This window comes from Polaromonas naphthalenivorans CJ2 (assembly GCF_000015505.1).
In the GTDB taxonomy this organism is placed as follows: domain Bacteria; phylum Pseudomonadota; class Gammaproteobacteria; order Burkholderiales; family Burkholderiaceae_C; genus Polaromonas; species Polaromonas naphthalenivorans.
Genome location: NC_008781.1, coordinates 4,257,010 through 4,272,487, shown reverse-complemented (window position 1 = coordinate 4,272,487; position 15,478 = coordinate 4,257,010). Strand labels below are relative to the sequence as shown.

The following is a 15,478-nucleotide window of genomic DNA, read 5'->3' as shown; positions in this document are numbered from 1 at the left end:
GAGACACTAGCTGTCTGGTTATGGCCAGTGCGGCGTTGCACCTCACTGGAAAAAAGGAACTTGTCAGATGGTTTTATGGATGCGAGAAGCTAATTTTTTCCGGCCGCCCTGCCACCTGCAACCGAGCCACCACCTCCGGCGTCTCCGCCACCAGCGTCCCCTTCCTCCAAACCTTCAACCGATTAGCCCTTAAACGAATCGCCTCCACCGCATCGCGCGCCTGCAGCAGCACGAAGCTCGCGTCGCAGCCCGGCGCCAGGCCGTAGCCCTTCAGGTGCATCACCTTCGCCGCATTCACCGTCACCGCGTCGAAGCAGGCGCGAATGCCTTGCTGGCTGGTCATCTGCGCGACATGCAGGCCCATGTGCGCGACTTCGAGCATGTCGCCGCTGCCCATGCCGTACCACGGGTCCATCACGCAGTCGTGGCCGAAGGCGACATTCACGCCGGCGGCCAGCAACTCGGGAATGCGGGTCATGCCACGCCGTTTCGGGTAGCTGTCGTGCCGGCCCTGCAGCGTGATGTTGATCAGCGGGTTGGCGATGACGCTGACGCCGCTTTCGGCAATCAAGGGCAGCAGCTTGCTGACGTAGTAGTTGTCCATCGAATGCATCGACGTGCAGTGCGAGCCGTTGACGCGGCCTTGCAATCCCAGGCGTTGCGCCTCGAAGGCCAGCGTCTCGATGTGGCGCGACAGCGGGTCGTCGCTCTCGTCGCAATGCATGTCCACCAGCTTGCCGCGCTCGGCCGCGATTTCGCACAGCAGCCTGACGCTGGCCGCGCCTTCGGCCAGGGTGCGCTCGAAGTGCGGGATGCCGCCGACCACGTCCACGCCCAGGTCCAGTGCGCGTTTCAGGTTCTCCATGCCGCCTTTGGAGCGCAGCACGCCGTCTTGCGGAAAGGCGACCAGCTGCAGGTCGATGTAGGGCGCCACGCGGCGCTTGACCTCCAGCAGCGCCTCGACCGGCAGCAGGCTGGGGTCGCTGGTATCGACATGGCTGCGAATCGCCAGCAGGCCCTTGGCGACGGCCCAGTCGCAGTAGGCGAGGGCGCGCTCGATGATGGCGTCGGCTGTCAGCAGGGGTTTGAGTTCGCCCCACAGCGCGATGCCTTCGAGCAGCGTGCCGCTTTCGTTGACGCGCGGCAGGCCGTAGCTCAGGGTCGCGTCCATGTGGAAATGGGCATCGACGAAGGGCGGGCTCAGCAAGTAGCCCCGCGCGTCGATGACCTCGTGCGCCGGGGCGTCCAGGCCGGGCGCGACCTCGGTGATGAGGCCATCCTGCACGGCCATTGAGATGCCGGTCCGGCCATCGGGCAGGCTGGCGTTTTTGACGAGTAGATCAAGCATATTCAACCTTTGCGATAAGGGTTCACCGAGTCCTGAGATTAACTGGCTCTGCGCTTCTCCTGAATCCCGGTTGTGGATTCCGGCTTGCGCCGGTCGCTAAACTCTGCCCCGGCCTTTAAAAAGACGAACCGACCGGACCCACCACCATGAACCCACTGACCTTGCACCGCGTGAACGACCAGGTGGTTCGTGTCCTGACCAGCCAGGGCGAATGCGTTGGCAACCTCAAGCTGATTGGTTCTGTGTGGAAGTTCAAGGCGCTGGGCCATGACGCGGACGGCCAGCTGGTTCCGGGCGGCGGCCCGCTGACCGGGCGGCACAACATGACGTTTGCCGTGCTCGATGAAGCGGCAGTCAGCGCCGCATTGCTGGCCTGGGGCTGAAAGCGCGGCCCCCGGTTTTCTCCTTCCCGCCTTTGGGGGAAGACCGGGATGGGGGCTCTGCGGCACTTGGCGCAGGGCTGAAATGTATGCGGGCCGGATTTTCCGGGTGCCGCGCCGGGCAATGGATTGACAAACTGGGCTGGCTTGGCTGGCCCCCATCCCCGCCTTCCCCCAGCGGGGGAAGGAGCCAAACCATTGGATGCCATGCGTAGTTATCGAAAAAAGCATTAAAAAATGCTGTTTGCGCAATACCCGTGTGCATTGACAGCTATTGTTTCAGGAGCAATTTCAGCGCGCCACCGTGAAGGCCAGCGGCCCGCCGTCGCACAGGCCATCCGACAGCACCAGCAGCTTGTAGGCCGCAGGCGTTTCTTCCAGCACCGTCATGGCCTCGGGCTTGAGTTCCTTGTCGCACTTGCGCAATTTCACGCCGCTCAGGTCCAGCGCTGCCAGAACCCTGGGCTGCACCACGCTGCCTGCGGCGGTTTTGCCGTCCCACCACGCCACCGTCCAGCCCGCGCCCTGGCTGGCGCTGCTGTCGTCCGGCCCGGCCAGCAGCAGCAACCCGGTCTTGACGGCCACCATGTCGCGAATGCCCCGGTTGGGGCCGAGCGCCAGGCGGGTGATCGTCGCCTTGGGGTCGCGGGCCGCCTGGGGGTCGAACAGCGCGTCGGCATCGACCGCCAGCACCTGGGCCACGCCCTTTGACACCGGGCCGCGAAAGCCAAAGTAGAGCCGCCCGCCCTGCACCGCCAGGCCCTCGATGTTCACGCCTTGCTGGCCGGCCAGCCTGGGCGCCTCGGGAGGGGCTTCGGAACCCAGGCATTTGCGCTCGCCGACGTGGGGTGCCAGTTCGGGCTGCGCCTGCATGATCGGCCACAGCCGGCCGCTGTCGGCAAAGTCCGCCTGCGCGCGGCTGGCGCGGCCGGTGGCCGGGTCCAGCCTGAAGCGCAGCACATGGCGGCTGCCGGGGTTGCTGGCGCAGTCGTTGCGTTTGGCCGAGTGCGAACCGGTGACGTAGAAATACCGCCCGTCCGTGGCCGCGCCCTCGGCATCCAGCTCGTCGGCCGTGGCGCGCAGCACCACGGGTTCGGCAGCGGGGGTCAATGCCTTGTCGCCCACGGATGCATAGCGGGCCTGCGCGCCTTCGTCAAAAACCACCAGGCAAACGCGCTGCTGCCGGGCATCGAGGTTGCAGGCCATGCCGCTGACCGACTGGCGGGTTTTCTTCAGTTTTTTCTTGCCCAGGTCAAAGTCAAAACCCGCGCCGCTTTTCCACGGCCCGCTGTCGGGCTGGAGGCTGGGCGGCGCCGGTTGCGCGCTGGCGCCAGCGCTCAAGGCCAAGGCAGACGCAAGCAGCGCCAGATGAACCAGCCGCCATGGGGAAAGTGTTGAGTGCATCAAAACACTGTAGCCCACGCCCTGGCCGGTGGCAATCAGCGCATGACTCAAGGCGGCATCCGCGCCGCGATGAAATCCAGGAAGGCCGTGATGCGCGACGACAGCGCGGTGTTGCGGTAGTACACGGCGTTGACCGGCTGCCGGCTCTCGACCGTCTCGCGTGCCAGCAGCTGGACCAGGTCGCCGCGCTGGCGGTCGGTTTCGGTCATGAAGTCGGCCAGGCAGACCACGCCCATGCCGGCCAGCGCCAGGTGGCGCATGGTTTCGCCGCTGGAGGCGCTCAGGGTCGGCGCGGCGGCATAGCTGTCGCCGTGCGGCCCGCGCAGCGGCCACTGGTTGAGGGACGACAGCTGGCTGTTGCCGATGCGCTGATGGCTTGCCAGATCGGCCACGCACTTGGGCCGGCCGTGCGCCGCCAGGTAGGCCGGGCTGGCCAACACGCGCAGCCGGCTGGCGCCCAGCGGCCGGGCATGCAGCGTGGAGTCGCGCAGCTCGCCGATGCGGATGGCGATGTCGGTGCGCTGCGCCAGCAGGTCCACGTTGAGGTCGTCGGTGTTCAGCTCCAGGCTGATCCTGGGAAACAGCCGGCTGAACTCGGGCACCAGCGGCACGATGGCGTGCAGCATGAAGGGTGTGGCGGCATTGACCCGCAGCAGGCCGGCAGGCGCCTGCCGCCGCGCCGCCAGCTCGTCCTCGGCCGCGTCCAGCGCGCCCAGGATGGCGCGGCTGCGCAGCAGGAATATTTGCCCCTCTTCGGTCAGCTCCAGCCGCCGCGTAGTGCGGCGCAGCAGCGTGGTGCCGAGCTTTTTCTCCAGCCGGCCCAGCGCCCGGCTGATGCCCGAAACGGTTTGCCCCAGCTGGTCGGCGGCGGCGGTGATGGTGCCGCTGTCCACCACGGTGCGAAAGGCCAGGAGTTCTTCAATGGTGATCTGCATGTTGCCTGTGTTGCGTGTATGAGAAGGAGATTGTTGCTTGCGAGTCAACTGTATTCTGACCAGGACGGGCTTTTTCTGCAAAGGTCTGGCGCGCAAACTCCGGGCTTCCCCCCATTTTTTCACCTGTTCTTGACGCCGGAGCCCCTTCATGCCCATTGCCCTTCTGGCGCTGACCATCAGCGCCTTTGCCATCGGAACGACCGAGTTCGTCATCGTCGGCCTGCTGCCCACCGTGGCCGCCGACCTGCAGGTCAGCCTGCCATCGGCCGGCCTGCTGGTCAGCCTGTACGCGCTGGGCGTCGCCATCGGCGCGCCGGTGCTGACCGCGCTGACCGGCAAGCTGCCGCGCAAGACGCTGCTGCTGGCGCTGATGGCGCTGTTCACGCTGGGCAATCTGCTGGCCTGGCAGGCGCCGGGCTACAACTCGCTGGTGGCCGCGCGCATTTTGACGGGCCTGGCGCACGGCGTGTTCTTCTCGATTGGCTCGACCATCGCGACCGGCCTGGTGCCCAAGGAAAAGGCCGCCAGCGCGATTGCCATCATGTTCACCGGCCTGACCGTGGCGCTGGTCACCGGCGTGCCGCTGGGCACCTTCATCGGCCAGCATTTCGGCTGGCGCGAGACCTTCCTGGCCGTGTCGGCGCTGGGCGCCATCGCCTTTGCCACCAGCCTGCTGTTCATTCCGCGCAGCATCAAACACACGCCGCCGGCATCGCTGGCGCAGCAGTTCAAGGTGCTGGCCCAGCCGCGCCTGCTGCTGGTGTATGCGACCACGGCCGTCGGCTACGGCGGCTCCTTCATTCCCTTCACCTTCCTGGCGCCCATCCTGCAGCAGTCGGGTTTTGGCGCCAGCGCCATCGGCTGGGTCATGCTGGTATACGGCGTGTCGGTGGCGGCCGGCAATATCTGGGGTGGCAAGCTGGCCGACCGCAAGGGGCCGATTGCCGCGCTGAAGATCATCTTCGCGCTGCTGGCCGCCGTGCTGCTGGTGTTCAACTTCACCGCGCCGCATCCCTACCTGGCGGTTGCCACCGTGCTGCTGTGGGGCGCCGTGGCCTTCGGCAACGTGCCGGGCCTGCAGGTGTACGTGGTGCGCCAGGCCGAGCGCCACACGCCGCAGGCGGTCGATGTGGCCTCGGGCCTGAACATCGCCGCCTTCAACCTCGGCATCGCCTTTGCGGCCTGGGCCGGCGGACTGGTGGTGACGCACCTGGGCGTGATGCACACGCCGTGGATTGGTGCGCTGGTGGTGCTGGGTGCGCTGGCGCTCACGTACTGGAGCGGCCGGCTCGATGACCGGGAAGGCGTGCCGGCGCGCGCTGCGACGCCCGGCACGGCGCCAGCGCATTGAGCTGCTTCAGCCATTCCAGCGCTTCGCGTCACACATGCCGGTGCGCGCGCGACTTCGCCTCTTCGCGCGGCAGGTGCGCGGCGCGGTCGTGCAGCGCCTGCATGATTTTGCACTGCGGCCCGCTGCCGTCGCAGCAGTCGCGCAGCTGCACCAGGTCTTGCTGCAGGGCCTGCAGTTCGGCCAAGCGCTCGCCGACATGCGCGATGTGGGATTCGAGCGCGGCGTTCGCCGCCGCGCAGTCGGCTTTCTGGGCCAGGTCCAGGTTCAGCAGGGTGCGGACTTCATCGAGCGACATGTCCATCGCCCGGCACAGGCGGATGAAGCGCAACTGGTGGATGTCGCCGTCGGTGTAGCTGCGGTAGCCGTTGGCCGAGCGCGGGCCGGCCGCCAGCAGGCCCTGGGCCTCGTAGAAACGGATGTTGGCGGCGCTGACGCCGCTCAGGGCGGCGGCTTTCCCGATCAGGCGCAGGGGTCTTGTGGCGGGCATGGCTTGACCTTCAAGTGGGTTCAGGGTTTTTAATGGTTGCACAGGAAACAAAAACCATGACCGACTGCTGCAACCAACCCTCTCACACGTCCGCCATTGCCGACCTTCCGGCCGCGCCTGTTCCCGCCGGCGCCACGCGCTTTCGCATCCCGGCGATGGACTGCGCGGTTGAAGAGGCCGACATCCGGCGCGTGCTGGCCGGCGTGCCGGGCATCCGCTCGCTCAACTTTCAGCTGGTGGCGCGCACGCTGACGATTGATGCGCAGGCCGAAGCCCTTCAGGCGGCGGTCAGCGCGATAGGCCAGGCGGGCTACAAGATGCAGCCGTTTACCGACGCCGGGCCAGCCGGCCAAACCCATGGTGCGCACGACCATGAGCACGATCACGCGCACGGCCACGGCGGCCTGCCCTCGGGCCTGCCGCGCCTGGCGGGCGCGCTGGGGCTGGCCGGGGTGGCCGAGGTGATCAGCTTTTTCGCCCCCGCCGGCCTGCCCTGGACGCTGGCCGGCATGGCGGTGGCGCTGGCCGCCATCTTCATGGCCGGGCTGGAGGTGTACCAGAAAGGCCTCACGGCCTTGTTCAGGCGCCGGCTCAACATCAATGCGCTGATGACGGTGGCCGTCACCGGCGCCTTCCTGATCGGCCAGTGGCCCGAGGCGGCCATGGTGATGGCGCTGTATTCCATCGCCGAGCTGATCGAGGCCATGGCGGTGGACCGCGCGCGCAATGCCATCAAGGGCCTGATGGCACTGGCGCCCGAAGCCGCCGAGCTTCGCCAGCCGGACGGCCAGTGGACCAGCGTGCCGCTCAATGACGTGCCGCTGGGCGCCACGGTGCGCGTGCGGCCCGGCGGGCGCATTCCGCTGGACGGCCTGGTCATGGCCGGCGCCAGCGCGGTTGATCAGGCGTCGGTCACAGGGGAAAGCCTGCCGGTGGACAAGGCGGCGGGCGACAGCGTGTTCGGCGGCACCATCAGCCAGACCGGCGCGCTGGAGCTGCGGGTCACGGCGGCCGCCAGCGACAGCACGCTGGCGCGCATCATCCACGCCGTCGAGCAGGCGCAGGGCGCGCGCGCGCCCACGCAGACCTTCATCGACCGCTTCGCCGCCATCTACACGCCGGCGGTGTTCATGCTGGCGCTGGCCGTGGCCGTCCTGACGCCGCTGCTGCTTGACTGGACCTGGCTGGAGGCGCTGTACAAGGCGCTGGTGCTGCTGGTGATTGCCTGCCCGTGCGCGCTGGTGGTGTCCACGCCGGTCACGGTCGTCAGCGGCCTGACCACGGCGGCGCGGCGCGGCATCTTGATCAAGGGCGGCACCTACCTCGAAGACGCCCGGCGGCTGAAGGCCGTGGCGCTGGACAAGACCGGCACCATCACCCAAGGCAAGCCGGTGCTGGTGGCCTGGCAGGCATGGGGCGGCGCGGATCAGGCCGAAGTCGGCCGCCTGGCGGCCACGCTGGCGGCGCGCTCCGACCATCCGGTGTCCAGCGCCATCGCGCAGGGGCTGCGGGCCGGCAACCCGCAAGGCGCCCTGCCGGCAGGGGCAGTTGAGGCGGTCGAGATGCTTGAGGCGCTGTCGGGGCGGGGCGTCCAGGGCCGGATCGGTGGACAACCGTACGCGCTGGGCAACCACCGGCTGATGGAGGAGCGCCAGCAATGCTCGCCCGCGCTGGAAGCGGCGCTGGCCCTGCACGAGCAGCAGGGCCGCACGGTCACGCTGCTGGCCAGCGCGCAGGGCGTGCTGGGAATCTTCGCGGTGGCCGACACCATCAAGGAAAGCTCGCGCCAGGCGATTGCCGAGCTGAAGGCGCTGGGCGTGACGCCCGTCATGCTCAGCGGCGACAACGCCGCCACGGCCAGCGCGGTGGCGGCGCAGGCCGGCATCATTGACGTGCGCGGCAACCTGCTGCCCGAGGAAAAACTGGCCGCCATCCGGCAGCTGCAAGGCCAGTACGGCGCGACCGGCATGATCGGCGACGGCATCAACGACGCGCCCGCGCTGGCGCAGGCCGACATCGGTTTTGCCATGGGCGGCGCGGGCACCGACATTGCCATCGAGGCGGCCGACGTGGTCATCATGAACGACAACCTGCGGCGCATCGCCGAGACGGTGCGCCTGTCGCGGCGCACGCATGCCGTGCTGTGGCAAAACATCGCGCTGGCCCTGGGCATCAAGGCGGTGTTTTTCGTGCTGGCCGTGTTCGGCAGCGCGACCATGTGGATGGCTGTGTTCGCCGACATGGGCGCCAGCCTGCTGGTGGTGGCCAACGGCCTGCGGCTGCTGCGCCGCTAGCGGTGACGGGCCGTATCGAGCGACTGGAACCACCGCTTGATGAAGACCTGCGCGACGCCATCAGCAAATGACGAGATCCGTATGCCCGAAGCCTTTGGAGTAATCCAGCACGGAAATGACCGTGGGCGTGACGCGGAAGATGCGGACCTCGTCCGGGCTCGGCATCTTCATCGGCAGAGGCGGTGCCTCGGGGTATTTCAGCGGCAGCATGCGCAAGACTTTTTCCGCTTCGGCCCGGTCATCGACCGCCTGCGCGCGTGCCGCCATCGACAGGCCGGTGATTGCCATCAAGTCCGCCGTGTCGTGATCGATGGTCAGTGAAAGCCGATCATCCAGCGCCAGGTTTTTGGCCTTCTGACTGTCCAGCCCGCACAGAAAATACAGGCTCAAGCCTTCGTTCACGTAGCCGACCGTCGTTGCCTGTGGCCAGCCATCGGGCCGCAGCGTCGCCACCGTCATGATTCGATGCTGGTCCAGCAGCGCCAGGATTTTCCGTCTGATTTCGTCGTCCATGAGTCGCCTCCTCAATCGTCAACAGGGGAAATTCCACGACATTTTGGGCTTGTTTGAGCGCGCGGCCTTGACCGTTATCAAGGGCCGCGCGCTGGCGGCGCTGTCTTCAGGCCCTGGCCGCTTCGACGGCGGACACCGCCGCGCGCAGGCCCAGCAAATAGCTGTCCACGCCAAAGCCGCAGATCTGGCCCCGGACGATTTCGGCGAACACCGAGACATGGCGGAAGGCCTCTTTGGCATGGATGTTGGACATGTCGCGGCGCACGCATGCCGTGCTGTGGCAGAACATCGCGCTGGCTCTTGGCATCAAGGCGGTGTTTTTCGTGCTGGCCGTGTTCGGCAGCGCGACCATGTGGATGGCGGTGTTCGCCGACATGGGCGCCAGCCTGCTGGTGGTGGCCAACGGCCTGCGGCTGCTGCGCCGGTAAGGCCGTGTTTGCATACACTGGCCCCGATGCGCCACCCTTCTCAACCCCACCCTGTGCGCGACCTCCTGGCTTCGTATTTCTGGAGTGGCGATGCGATCCGCAGCCGAAGCGTGAGTGATGTCGTGCTCTCGGGCACGCTCGACGTGCCTGCGCCCCCGGCAAGGCTGATAGCCGATTGGACAAGGGAGGCATCGTTGCGTCTGGGCCTGGAGCCCGGAGATGTCGAGGCATTGCCTTTGGCGCGAGCGCGGGCGCGCTGGCCGGACTACAGGCATTGCGTGCAGGCGGTGTCCGACTGGACGCGCACGCTCGGTCTGCCCGAAGCGCTGGCCTCCTGTGACGTCGCCCTGATGGCCTGCCGCGGCGCCAGGTACCACCATGACGGCGCACGCTATGGCGGCATGGCTTTTTGCAATCTCTTCCTGAGCGAGGACAGGGGCCTGGACCTGCATTTCCCCTCGACAGGCCACCGAATCTCGCTGGCCAGGGGAACGGCTGTGGTGTTCGACACGGGCCAGCCGCACGGCGTCATTGCGCGCCGCAGCAGCGGCTTTGATGTGGCGGACTTCCCCGACGACAAGGATTGCACCCAGGTATTCCTGACATGGGAGCTTCCCATCGAGGAGGCTCATCTCGGGCATGCACTCCAGGTCGCCTTCGACATCGACCCTTCGACCGCGCAGCGACTGGATGAGGAACAAGTCTGGCTGAACGGCGCACCGGCCGGTGTGTGCCCGGATTCGGGCCGGTGGCGCCGGGCTGGCTAGCCCAGCGGGTTGGCGCGGCGGTATTTAGACCCGGCCCGCTTGGGCGGCGGACACTGCGGCGCGCAGGCCCAGCAAATAGCTGTCCGCGCCAAAGCCGCAGATCTGGCCCCGGACGATTTCGCCGAACACCGAGACATGGCGGAACGCTTCGCGCGCATGGATGTTGGACATGTGCAACTCGACAATCGGGCAGGTCAGGATGGCCAGCGCGTCGCGGATGCCGTAGCTGTAGTGCGTCCAGGCGCCGGCGTTGATCATGACCGCGTCCACGCCGTCGGCATAGGCCTGGTGAATGCGCTCGCACATCGCGCCTTCGCTGTTGGTCTGGAAGGCCTCGACCGTGGCGCCCAGTTCCTGGCCCAGGGCGCCCACGCGGGCATTGATCTCGTCGAGCGTGATGGTGCCGTACTGCTTGGGGTCGCGCTTGCCGAACATGTTGAGGTTGATGCCGTGCAGCATGAGGATGTTCATCGGGTCTCTTTCGGGTAGTGAAAATGGAATCGGTGGGTTGACGGATCAACGGCGCGGCGCGGCAAGACCCGCATCAGGGCGCGCGCATGAAGCGCACGATCATCTCGATGATGCTGCCGCGCCGTGCCGCCAGCGCTTCGGGCGAGTGGGTGTCGCCCTTGAAGATCAGCCCGAAGGTGTGCTGGTTGGAGACATTGAAAAACGTCAGCGCCGAGATCGAGGCGTGAATGTCGGTCGGGTCCAGGCCGGCGCGGAACACGCCTTGCGCCACGCCGCGCGCATACAGCTTGTCGATGGCGCCGATGGCCGGCACATTGAGTTCCTGGATGATCTTGCTCTGCGCCAGGTAGCTGCCGCGCTCCATGTTTTCGGCCATCACCAGCCGGATGTAGCCCTGGTTGCCGTGGTGGTGGTCGAAGGTGAAACCCACCAGGCGGCGCAACGCGTCCTCGGGCGGCAGGTCGTCCAGCTTGAGCCCGGCCTCGATGCTGCGCATGCGCCGGTACGACTCTTCCAGCACGGCCAGGTACAGGCCTTCCTTGCTGCCGAAATAGTAGTAGATCATGCGCTTGCTGGTCTGGGTGGCCGCCGCGATTTCGTCGATGCGTGCGCCGCTCAGACCCTTTTCGGAAAACTCGGCCGTCGCCACCTCCAGGATGCCGGCCATGGTGCGGGCCGGGTCGTTGGTGCGGGACGGCGCAGGCCCCGGGGCCTGCGTCTTGCGCAGGCTTTTGCGCGCTGGCGCCCGGGATTTTTCCGCCGGTGAAGCGGCGCCGACCCGTGGCGAATGTACTGTTTCGTTCATTCGCAAAGTATAGGCCGCAACCCGCGAGCGCAGCCACTTCCCGAACCCGTGGCAGGGTTAATGGGGCAATGGCTGCGCGGGGGATCGGGCTGGCCGGGAAGCGGCCTGGTTTTTGATAAATCAAGCATCAAATAGGCCATTTGCGCGTGATGGTATTGCACAAATAGCTATATATTTAATAGCAAAAACAGGCTGGATGCCTTTGGGCAACCACCGCGCCCTTTGCTAGTTCGACTGGCGCGGGTGTGAAAGGACGTTGCGCTGCGTCTCCTGGCCATGGTCCTGCGTGAGCTTGTGGGTCTGCTTGATGCAGTAGAGCAGCAGGTCGTCGAGTTCGGTCGATTTGTCAAAGACGGCGTCAGCCCCCAGCGCCACCGACCGCAGCCGGATTTCCGGCGTGGCGTAGTTGGTCAGGAGGACCATTTTCTGGTGCGGCTGGCGATTACGGCAAGCCGCCAGCACGCCCAGCCCCGTGCCCTGCTTTAAAAACAGATCGACGATGGCCAAATGCCAGTGGGCGTGATGCCGTTCCAGCCACTGGCTTGCTTCGGACTGCGTGGCCGAATGCGCGGTGACTTTCACATGGGCTATCTCGCTCAGCGCTTCTACCAGATTGGACAGGACGGTCGGATTGTCTTCAACCACGTAAGTAATGAATGTTTCCATGGGTGACCTGTGTGTTCATGTGCGAATTATTTTTCCGCACATCAGGAAATCTCCCTGATTCATGAAAACACTGCGGCGGTTAAAAAACTGCCATCCAATAACGCCTGAAAAAGTAGGACAAGACACAAGTCCGGGTTGCGCCCCGCAACGCCCGGTGCGGCTGGAGGCTATGGCCCGCCGTCAGGCCGTTGCCGAGTCGCTGGCCGCGGCGCTTTCGGCGGGCCGTTCCTCGGCGCCGCCGGGGTGCCGCGCAAACCGCGCCGGCTCGCGTCCATGCACCGGCGCGCTGCCTTGCCACGGCCAGCCGCCGAATTGGGTGCGCTGGTAGTCGGCCAGCGTCTGCCTGATTTCGGCCTGGGTGTTCATGACGAACGGGCCGTACTGCGCCACCGGCTCGCCAATCGGCCGGCCCTGGAGCAGCAGGAATTCAGCCTCGTCAAGGCCGTTGACCAGTTCCACGGCGGCATTGGCGCGCAGCTCGATGGCGCTGGCCCGGCTGACCGCCTGGCCCGCCACCGCGACCGACGCGCCCTTGAAGAAATACAGCTGGCGCCGGGTGTCCTTGCCGCTGGCGGCAGGCAGCGTCCAGCGGGCGCCGGGCGCCATGCAAATCGTCCAGATGGCCACGTCGGCGTCAGGCCGAGCGGCCCAAGAGTCGGGCGGCGGCGGCAGCGGTTCGGTCACGCCAGCGTGCGGCGCGTCGAGCCGGCCGGCAATGACCGCCACCTCGGTCGCGCGGCCGTCGGCATCAAGCGCAGTCAGGCGTGGAATCGCCTGCGACCAGAACATGGTGAAGTTGGGCGCTGCCATCTTGCTGCGAGCCGGCAGGTTCAGCCAGATCTGGAACAGCTCCAGCGGATTCGGGCCTTTTTCATCGAGCAGCGGAAACATCTCCGAATGCACGACGCCCTGGCCGGCCGTGAGCCACTGCACATCGCCTTGCCCGAAGCGCGCCATGGCGCCCAGCGAATCGGCGTGGTCGATCAGTCCCTTGCGGACGATGGTCACGGTTTCAAAGCCCCGGTGCGGATGCGCCGGAAAGCCCGGCACCGCGCTGCCGTGGTACATGCTCCAGCCGTCCTTGCGGCTGAAGTCCTGGCCGATGTCGCGTCCCGCCAGCGAAGCGGCCGGACCCATCTGCGCATTGGCCGCCGGGTAGGCGTCGTCGTGGTACACGCAAAACAGGAAGGGGTCGAGGGTTTCCCACGGAAAGCCGAGCGGCTTGACCTGGAGGACGGGTGAGTCGGCATGGGGCGCGGCAGAGGCGGGCGATTGAATCATCGTGAAGCGTGCTTTCAAAAACACACAGGTGAGGCTGCCGTGTTGTGTTTCAAGCGCTTTCAAGCGCGGCGCTTCAGGCCGTCAGCCGATGCCTGCACGGCGCGCCTGCATGCGCAGTACCCGCCCAAAGGCGACGAACAGTCGTGGAAACGTCCTACATTTGCGATGCAACTTTTTCAGTAAATTAGGGTTACAGCTTGTCAGTGACTGTTAAAGGTCGCGGCAAGAAAAAACTGTCAACGCACACATATAACTTGGTGCGGCTTTCTCTTCACCTCAAAGGCTTCCCATGAAATATTCTTTACTGCTCGCCGCACTGGTTGCAATGCTCGGCCTGACGGCTTGCGAAAAAACCACCGTGACCCCGCCTGCCGCCGCGCCGGTCGTGATTGTTCCCGGTCCCGCTGGCCCGGCAGGCGCCACCGGCGACACTGGCGCCACCGGCTCAACCGGCTCGACGGTTGCCGTTCCAGGCGCAACGGGTGCGACTGGCGCCACCGGCGCAACCGGCAATGACGGCGCGACCGGCTCCACCGGCTCGACGGGTTCGACGGGCTACACCGGCGCAACGGGTGCAACCGGCGCCACCGGCGCCGAAGGCACCAAGGGCGATACCGGCAAAACCGGCGGCGACACCGTCGTTGTCGTTCCAGCCAAATAAGCTTTTTCCTGCGCAACGCAGGATTCCCGCCGGCGGCTGGTTGCCGCCGCTGGCGGGTGGCTTTAGCCGCTGAGCGCCGCGTTCAGGCCGGCGCCAGCGGCACGATCACCATCCACGACACACCGAAGCGGTCGGCCACCATGCCGAACGATGAGGCAAAAAACGTCTTGTCCAGCGGCATCTGCACCTGCCCGCCGTCGCCCAGGGCGCTGAACAGCTTGCGGGCTTCGTCATCGCTTGCCGGTGACACCGACAGCGAAAAGCCCTTGAATTCCGGCTGCCCCATGGCGCGTCCGTCGGAGGCCATCAGTTCGGTCTCGCCGATGCGAAAGCTGGCGTGCATTACCTTGTCTTCGGAACCCGGCGCGCACATGCCCGGCGGCTGCGGCTCGGGGCTTTCCCTGAAGCGCATCAGCATGGTGACTTCGGCGCCGAGCGCGGCACGGTAAAAATCAAGGGCCTCCTCGCAGCGGCCGTCGAAAAACAGGTAGGGCTGGACTTGCATGGCAATCTCCTTTTGAAAAAGGGTGATGCGCTGGGCATGCGCCATGCCGGGGCAAGAGCGCCGGTCTGGTATGCATCACCCGCTCAAACCATACCAAAGCCGGACGGCCTTTGCAGCGTCGGGCGGTCTGAAAATGTAACCCTGCGGCGCGCCGTCCCGGCGCGCAATGGCTGCTGGACAGGGTTGAACAAGGGGCTGCGGCCTGACGGCGCCAGCTTTCAGCCGGCTTGCCCCATCACCTCAACCAGCCAATCGACAAAGACACGCACCCGTGGCGACAGTTGGCGGTGCTGCGGGTACAGCACCGACACCGGCATGGGCGCAGGGCGCCACGGCGCCAGCACTTCGACAAAGCAGCCGCTGTCCAGCCGTGCTGCAACGTGGTAGCGCGGCAACTGGATCAGGCCCAGATGCGCCGCGCAGCAGGCCACGTAGGCATCGGCATCGCTCACCGCCACCTGGCCCTGCAGCTGCAGGCTGCGCACCGCGCCATTGATGAGGAATTCAAAAGGCAGTGGCCTGCCGTCCTGGGGCGATAAAAAATTCACCGCCTGGTGGCCGCGCAAGGCCTCGACGGTGTCCGGCGTGCCGTGCCTGGCCAGGTAGTCGCGGCTGGCGCAGGTGACCTGCCGCAGCCGGGCCACGCGTCGCGCCACCATGCTGGAGTCGCTGAGTTCGCCAGCCCGCAGCACGCAGTCCACGCCTTCGCGCACCAGGTCCACGAAGCGGTCGCCCATGCCGATTTCCAGCTCGATGCCGGGGTAGCGCGCAAAAAAATCGGCGATCACCGGCAGCACGAAGTGCTTGGCCAGCGTGCCCTGCAGGTCAACGCGCAGCTTGCCTTTGGGCTGGGCGGCGCTGTTGGCAAAGGCCGTTTCGGCTTCTTCGAGGTCGGCCAGAAGGCGCCGGCAGCGCTCGTAATAGGCCTGGCCGTCCTGGCTGGCGCTGACCTGCCGCGTCGTGCGGTGCAGCAGCCGGGTGCCCAGGCGTTTTTCGAGTTGCTGCACGGCATGCGTCACGGTGGCGCGCGGCAGCTGCAGGTCGTCGGCCGCCTTGGTGAAGCTGCCCAGCTCGACGATGCGGGTGAACAGCCGCATGGCATGAAAACGGTCCATGCAAGCCTCGCTTTAGGTCGTTGGATTGTTTGGATGGGTTGAACAGTGATCGCAACTTCAGGGACTT

General features: G+C 66.3%; 16 protein-coding genes and 2 pseudogenes. 6 read left to right on the top strand and 12 right to left on the bottom strand.

The annotated features are described in order from the left end of the window. Positions 1–73 precede the first annotated feature (73 nt). Positions 74–1,348 (bottom strand): amidohydrolase family protein, encoded by a 1,275-nt coding sequence (locus tag PNAP_RS19960; RefSeq protein WP_011803365.1) that lies wholly within the window; start codon positions 1,346–1,348, stop codon positions 74–76. A 146-nt stretch (positions 1,349–1,494) separates the two neighbouring features. Here PNAP_RS19960 and PNAP_RS19955 point away from each other — a divergent pair, with 146 nt between their 5' ends. Beyond that, entirely contained in the window at positions 1,495–1,731 is a 237-nt protein-coding gene (locus PNAP_RS19955; RefSeq protein WP_011803364.1) for a hypothetical protein, read from the top strand. Between the two features lie 288 nt (positions 1,732–2,019). Here PNAP_RS19955 and PNAP_RS19950 read toward each other — a convergent pair whose 3' ends face one another. Next, a complete protein-coding gene (locus PNAP_RS19950) occupies positions 2,020–3,183 on the bottom strand; it encodes a DUF3616 domain-containing protein (protein WP_041376844.1) in 1,164 nt (387 codons plus the stop codon). Beyond that, positions 3,180–4,067, bottom strand: coding sequence for a LysR substrate-binding domain-containing protein (locus PNAP_RS19945; protein ID WP_011803362.1), 888 nt, complete (start codon positions 4,065–4,067; stop codon positions 3,180–3,182). The genes PNAP_RS19950 and PNAP_RS19945 overlap by 4 nt, the downstream gene beginning before the upstream one ends. A gap of 148 nt (positions 4,068–4,215) precedes the next feature. Between PNAP_RS19945 and PNAP_RS19940 the strand changes: the two genes are divergently transcribed. Next, entirely contained in the window at positions 4,216–5,418 is a 1,203-nt protein-coding gene (locus PNAP_RS19940) for an MFS transporter (RefSeq protein ID WP_011803361.1), read from the top strand. A gap of 28 nt (positions 5,419–5,446) precedes the next feature. Here PNAP_RS19940 and PNAP_RS19935 read toward each other — a convergent pair whose 3' ends face one another. Further along, entirely contained in the window at positions 5,447–5,905 is a 459-nt protein-coding gene (locus tag PNAP_RS19935; protein ID WP_011803360.1) for a MerR family transcriptional regulator, read from the bottom strand. A 56-nt stretch (positions 5,906–5,961) separates the two neighbouring features. Between PNAP_RS19935 and PNAP_RS19930 the strand changes: the two genes are divergently transcribed. Beyond that, positions 5,962–8,199 carry a heavy metal translocating P-type ATPase gene (locus PNAP_RS19930; RefSeq protein ID WP_011803359.1) on the top strand — a complete coding sequence of 746 codons (2,238 nt, stop codon included), beginning with the start codon at positions 5,962–5,964 and terminating at the stop codon, positions 8,197–8,199. A 60-nt stretch (positions 8,200–8,259) separates the two neighbouring features. On the opposite strand, the gene PNAP_RS19925 is transcribed toward PNAP_RS19930, so the two are convergent. After that, the gene (locus tag PNAP_RS19925; RefSeq protein ID WP_011803358.1) at positions 8,260–8,712 is read right to left on the bottom strand and encodes a pyridoxamine 5'-phosphate oxidase family protein; all 453 of its coding nucleotides are present in this window, start codon (positions 8,710–8,712) and stop codon (positions 8,260–8,262) included. A gap of 106 nt (positions 8,713–8,818) precedes the next feature. Beyond that, positions 8,819–8,965: pseudogene (locus PNAP_RS19920) on the bottom strand (type II 3-dehydroquinate dehydratase); the annotation flags it as partial. Between PNAP_RS19920 and PNAP_RS27745 the strand changes: the two are divergent. After that, positions 8,964–9,140, top strand: a pseudogene (locus PNAP_RS27745) (hypothetical protein); the annotation flags it as partial. The pseudogenes PNAP_RS19920 and PNAP_RS27745 overlap by 2 nt on opposite strands. 26 nt (positions 9,141–9,166) lie before the next feature. Further along, positions 9,167–9,907 (top strand): hypothetical protein, encoded by a 741-nt coding sequence (locus PNAP_RS19915; RefSeq protein WP_041376842.1) that lies wholly within the window; start codon positions 9,167–9,169, stop codon positions 9,905–9,907. 24 nt (positions 9,908–9,931) lie between these two features. Here PNAP_RS19915 and aroQ read toward each other — a convergent pair whose 3' ends face one another. The 4 genes from aroQ to PNAP_RS19895 form a co-directional block, all read right to left on the bottom strand. After that, positions 9,932–10,378 (bottom strand): type II 3-dehydroquinate dehydratase, encoded by a 447-nt coding sequence (aroQ, locus tag PNAP_RS19910; RefSeq protein WP_011803356.1) that lies wholly within the window; start codon positions 10,376–10,378, stop codon positions 9,932–9,934. Between the two features lie 73 nt (positions 10,379–10,451). Next, positions 10,452–11,183 (bottom strand): TetR/AcrR family transcriptional regulator, encoded by a 732-nt coding sequence (locus PNAP_RS19905; RefSeq protein WP_011803355.1) that lies wholly within the window; start codon positions 11,181–11,183, stop codon positions 10,452–10,454. Between the two features lie 225 nt (positions 11,184–11,408). After that, on the bottom strand, positions 11,409–11,849 hold the full coding sequence (locus PNAP_RS19900) for a response regulator (RefSeq protein ID WP_011803354.1): 441 nt from the start codon (positions 11,847–11,849) through the stop codon (positions 11,409–11,411). Positions 11,850–12,029: 180 nt separating this feature from the next. Beyond that, positions 12,030–13,130, bottom strand: a complete 1,101-nt coding sequence (locus PNAP_RS19895) for a pirin family protein (RefSeq protein WP_011803353.1) — start codon at positions 13,128–13,130, stop codon at positions 12,030–12,032. A 289-nt stretch (positions 13,131–13,419) separates the two neighbouring features. Between PNAP_RS19895 and PNAP_RS28175 the strand changes: the two genes are divergently transcribed. Next, entirely contained in the window at positions 13,420–13,791 is a 372-nt protein-coding gene (locus PNAP_RS28175; RefSeq protein WP_011803352.1) for a hypothetical protein, read from the top strand. Between the two features lie 82 nt (positions 13,792–13,873). On the opposite strand, the gene PNAP_RS19885 is transcribed toward PNAP_RS28175, so the two are convergent. Together PNAP_RS19885 and PNAP_RS19880 are read right to left on the bottom strand one after the other, a co-directional pair. Beyond that, complete coding sequence (locus PNAP_RS19885; protein ID WP_041377496.1) at positions 13,874–14,296, bottom strand: VOC family protein; 423 nt, start codon at positions 14,294–14,296, stop codon at positions 13,874–13,876. A gap of 218 nt (positions 14,297–14,514) precedes the next feature. Further along, entirely contained in the window at positions 14,515–15,411 is an 897-nt protein-coding gene (locus PNAP_RS19880; RefSeq protein WP_011803350.1) for a LysR family transcriptional regulator, read from the bottom strand. Positions 15,412–15,478 lie beyond the last annotated feature (67 nt).